Origin of the sequence: Vibrio sp. Vb0888 (assembly GCF_033338835.1) — a bacterium.
GTDB classification, from domain to species: domain Bacteria; phylum Pseudomonadota; class Gammaproteobacteria; order Enterobacterales; family Vibrionaceae; genus Vibrio; species Vibrio alginolyticus.
In genome coordinates, this window is record NZ_JAWOTL010000042.1 from 1 (window position 1) to 4,631 (window position 4,631).

Genomic DNA, 4,631 nt, shown 5'->3' on the forward strand with positions numbered 1-4,631 from the left:
CACGCGTTACGAATCACTCTTAAGCAATTTGTTAGTACATGCGCTACTTCTATTTATGCGCTCCAAGATATTGAAAAGTGGCATGATATGAAAGGCTTTGAACACTGAAGTGAGACGGGCAGCTACAAAACTTTACCCCAGATGAAAGACGAAAGTTGGCTAGAAGAAAAACGCACTGAACAGCCCTACTTTCACTGGCTTCAAATTAGAAAAGGATTCTTTCCTCGTACTTCAACAGCCACACCAAAAATAATCGGGGTTCTCTCAAAAGCCACCACGAAAATGAAGAAGCTCCAAAGAAATAGGCTAAGAGTTAGAAACCGTAAACGGTGAAATCAAAGCGAACACTCCGTATATAGTGCCACCGGAAAGAACGTGAAAGGCACTAACTGAAAGGTGTAAAGGCGAGCGCCAAAACAGATACACACCAAAACTTATGACATTTAATGCCAAACCCGTACTAACGCCCTGTTAAGGGGTGAGTAACGCTATACTGAAGCCCCTGCATTTCACCTTAAACACTAAAACCAACGCATAGTGAAAATGCCACGCGTTGCGAATCCCTCTTGAACAGTTTGTTAGGTTTTGGGCTTATTCTCCCAATGAACCCCAATCTGTTAGATTTAATTGCTTGCGCCTAATGTAGTAGAAGGTTGCCATAACTAAACCAAACAATGCGCCAGTAAGTAACGAGATATAAACCGCTTCTAAAACTGGTTTGCCTAGCTCGTCCCACACAAGAAACCATTGCAAGATTCCCCAAACAGGAGCAAAGAAAGCCACACAAAGCATAACGTTTGCAAAAAAGCTTTGGTAGTAAGGCGGCGGAATACACAGTCCGAGTTTACGTAACAACTTTACAAATGGAGGATTGTAGTTCGACTTCCAAACACCTTTGTCACTTAATTCTCTGTGCGCAAGTTGTAGCTTCGTTTCATAATCCATGACCCAAAATCCTCGAATTCGATGTTTCCCGCGGAGAAACCTAACGCCTTGTTAAGGTGTGAGGCACGCAATACCGAAGGTTCCGCATAACACCTTAACTACTAAAGCCAACGCATAGTAAAAATGCCACGCGTGCCGAATCACTCTTGAACAATTTGTTATACGAATTTCTTCAGTGCCAACACTTGCTGTTCAAATAACTCACAATCTGACTTTGAGTATGACTTAGCGACATTAACCCATTGAACGCCCGTTTCATCTATGTGACGAAACTCGACTTGAAGTGCATATTTAGAACAACGAAAAAGAGCAAAAACCAAACCTACAACCGTCAGACTAAGAACTAAAACTAGTAGCCATTGTGGCACCTCTTCCAACCTTGGAATAACTAACCAAACTGCCCCTGAAAAAACACATACCCAGAATAAAACTTGACCTAAATTATCAAGAAAACTTAACTTTTGAACCCTAACATTGTTTATCTTAGACAAAGGATATGAGTCTTTCTTAAACCTGAACTCTTTTGAATCCAAGTTAAAATCATTACTTTTGTACATAATTTCCCTCTATTCGTATAACGCCCTGTTAAGGGGTGAGCAACGCAATACCAATGCCGCCGCATACCACCTTAAACACTAAAATCAACGCAAAGTAAAAACGCCACGCGTTGCGAATCCCTCTTGAACAGTTTGTTAGCTTGCTGCTTTCCCCAGAAGTTTATTATTTATTTCAACGACTCCGAAGAATAAGATTATCCCTATACCTCCATTTAACACAGCCAAAGCCGATGGAATAAAGAAGGTTGAAAGCTCTTTAGCATTCACCGCAGGCACCAATATGAACTTAACGTTGCATAAGTACCAAAGTAAAACAGGTAACACCGAATAAGTACACCCTAGAACACGGCTAGACAGGCTTAAACTTGATTCCTTCAAAAACGCAAACACAAATCGAAATACCGTAAAAAGCCCAGCACTACCTAGCAAGAAGGTACCCAGCACACCGACAGCAAAACCAATAATTAATAGGTTTTCGCTTATATATAATTCCTGTAGTGCGGTAATGCCTAACAGCAAAGAAATAATTGATGTTACTCGGTAAGCCTTAATTTGTCTGATTCTCATTATCTCTCCCCAGAAAGCTAACGCCGCATTAAGGTGTGAGCAGCGCTTGGCTATACTTGAGCGAAGCGAAACTGCCAAGCGTTGCGAATCACTCTTAAATGCTTTGTTAGGTTTTTACTCAAATAGTTCACTAAACTTCTCTGAATTCCAGACTGAAACAACTGGCGAATCTGATACAACCGCTTTGCTAAAACCATACTTTTCGCTTTTAGTAACGAAAGCTATGGGAACGCTTCTATATAATAAGGCTACTGAATTACCATCAGCCGACCATTGAAAGCTAAAATCTTGCTCTACTGTCTTCTCAATAATTGCTGTTTTGGAAACTAGCCCTTGGTGTAATTGTGGCGGTTCCCCTGCTCTCATTTTCTGCTTCCAAGATTCCTCGGAAACAGGCACGTACTGTATGTACGCAACAGCATCTCTTTCTGGCTTTTGAGTTTGAGGCTTAGTTAGGTAAAGCACCCCAGACTCTTCAAACTCATCGAGAATTGCATAACGTTCGGACACTTCGTTATATGAACTTAAAAACAAACCCTCAGACATTACTACTCCTGACATCAACGTACACAAAATAAACAGAATTTTCTTCATGTGACTCCGAAAACCTAACGCCGCGTTAAGGGGTGAACAACGCCACCACCTTACCTAAACCATTGTGCCATAATCACAAAAGCTAAACTTTGAACCAAAACTGCCAAGCGTTGAGAATCCCTCTTGAACGCTTTGTTATGTGCGTGCTAAACGGTAGCGCCTTACAGTGCCCTCGTTTTCACTTGTGTAGTTACCAAGATACTCACCGCCGCAGTTTTCGATAACCTTTTGGGATGCAGGATTGTCAATTGAACAAGTAACAATAACTGAGTCAGTGACAACATGGTCTCGCACCCAAGCGAGGAGAAATGAGGCTACACCTTTACCACGAGCTGACGGTCTAGTTTCGTAGCCAACATGCCCAATGACATTTTCTACGTTGGCATTCGTACCTTTACGAATTCGAATAGCACCTAAGATTTCAGAGCCAGATACGCAATAATAAGTTGTGCTGGGTAAATAACCGTTTGGTAATTCAGAAGTTGCCTTAGAACGTTCAGCCAAACCTGATAAATAAGCTTCAGGATCTTGATCAACGCCGAAATACTTAGGGATACCCGACTCCAAACATTCTTTCGCGTAACTCGCTAATATTGGAGCTAAATCTGGACTCGCTTCTACTACTTCCATGTCAATTTTCCTCAAAAGCACATAACGCCGCATTAAGGTGTGAGCAGCGCTTGGCTATACTTGAGCGAAGCGAAAACGCCAAGCGTTGTGAATCACTCTTAAATGCTTTGTTATGTTCGTAGCCATTTGTACATGACGTAGCTATCAACTAACCCTAAATTAGCATGCTTATATGCCTTGGGAATTGTACCTATGATTTGAAACCCTAGCTTCTCCCAAAGCTTCACAGCAACTTCATTGGTAGAGACCACGCTGTTAAATTGCATGGCATCAAAGCCAAGTCTTAGAGCTATTTCCTGAGAATGCTCACACATTAGGCGTGCAATGCCCTTACCTCTAGCTTCGCTAGAAACCATGTATCCACAATTACATATATGGCTACTTGGCCCCATTGCATTTGGCTTGATGTAGTAAGAGCCCAGTACAACGTCATTTTCTACGAAAGCAAAAGCTTTCAGGGGAGATCCACACCATAAAGCGAAGGCTTGTTCTAGCGTCATATTTGGGTCAAAGGCATAAGTTTCTTGTGCCTGAATTACCGCTGAAAATGTTGGCCAAAACGACTCAAAATCGGCTTTTGTGATTTCCCTAATCATCAATTTCCTCCTAGAACATAACGCCTTGTTAAGGTGTGAGGCACGCAATACCGAAGCCTCCGCAGAGCACCTTAACCATCAAAACAAACGCATAGTAAAAATGCCACGCGTGCCGAATCACTCTTGAACAATTTGTTATGCATATTTCACACAGGTGCGCCAAAACTCCAAATCTTGAGGTGTGACTTTGTCACCCCAACCTTCGTTTTGTGATAACAATGAGAACTTGAACGGTGTCAAAACCGGCAGTTGTTCTATGCCACTAGCTGAAATGACACTTTCAAGTGCAGCCATTGATTGTTCGTTTTCAGCCGCTCCCCAAAAACTACCCCATAAAATATCGGTTACGCCACCGACAATAGTCCTAAACTGACTCTCGCCGATACCGTTTTGAGCGAGGGAAAGCTGTAAATCCTCGGGAAATTCGTCACCTAGCCCACAATTTACTAAAGTGGGTCGTTTAGATTCCCAAGGCTCGAATTCGTCTGGACCATCAATGAGAAACCAATCCCATAAGTGCTCTAAAAACTCCTGGTTATCATGAAGTTCTAAACCATGAAGAACACAGAAACGCTCAAAGACAAGCAGACCAATCGCAGCTCGTGCATTGATAGACAACCTTTTACATTCGCTCGTGTATGAGTTCATTATTCTCTCTAATATGCATAACGCGCAGTTAAGGTGTGAGAGACGCACATGCACCCTAACCTAAAATAAACTCTGATAAATCCGTGCCTATTTG

The 4,631-nt window shown here is 42.2% G+C and carries 7 protein-coding genes; all 7 read right to left on the reverse strand.

What is annotated here, in order from left to right; all coding sequences use genetic code 11:
• Positions 1 to 591 precede the first annotated feature (591 nt).
• A complete protein-coding gene (locus R7P72_RS23475) occupies positions 592 to 945 on the reverse strand; it encodes a DUF6404 family protein (protein ID WP_213907493.1) in 354 nt (117 codons plus the stop codon).
• 158 nt (positions 946 to 1,103) lie between these two features.
• Complete coding sequence (locus R7P72_RS23480; RefSeq protein WP_213907494.1) at positions 1,104 to 1,502, reverse strand: DUF6232 family protein; 399 nt, start codon at positions 1,500 to 1,502, stop codon at positions 1,104 to 1,106.
• A 135-nt stretch (positions 1,503 to 1,637) separates the two neighbouring features.
• Positions 1,638 to 2,069, reverse strand: coding sequence for a hypothetical protein (locus tag R7P72_RS23485; RefSeq protein ID WP_191116310.1), 432 nt, complete (start codon positions 2,067 to 2,069; stop codon positions 1,638 to 1,640).
• A gap of 114 nt (positions 2,070 to 2,183) precedes the next feature.
• Positions 2,184 to 2,663: a hypothetical protein gene (locus tag R7P72_RS23490; protein ID WP_228076447.1), complete on the reverse strand. Its 480-nt coding sequence runs from the start codon at positions 2,661 to 2,663 to the stop codon at positions 2,184 to 2,186.
• Positions 2,664 to 2,798: 135 nt separating this feature from the next.
• Positions 2,799 to 3,293, reverse strand: a complete 495-nt coding sequence (locus tag R7P72_RS23495) for a GNAT family N-acetyltransferase (protein ID WP_005376987.1) — start codon at positions 3,291 to 3,293, stop codon at positions 2,799 to 2,801.
• 110 nt (positions 3,294 to 3,403) lie between these two features.
• Positions 3,404 to 3,889 carry a GNAT family N-acetyltransferase gene (locus R7P72_RS23500; RefSeq protein WP_005377042.1) on the reverse strand — a complete coding sequence of 162 codons (486 nt, stop codon included), beginning with the start codon at positions 3,887 to 3,889 and terminating at the stop codon, positions 3,404 to 3,406.
• A gap of 135 nt (positions 3,890 to 4,024) precedes the next feature.
• On the reverse strand, positions 4,025 to 4,537 hold the full coding sequence (locus R7P72_RS23505) for a hypothetical protein (protein WP_005377039.1): 513 nt from the start codon (positions 4,535 to 4,537) through the stop codon (positions 4,025 to 4,027).
• Positions 4,538 to 4,631: the final 94 nt, after the last annotated feature.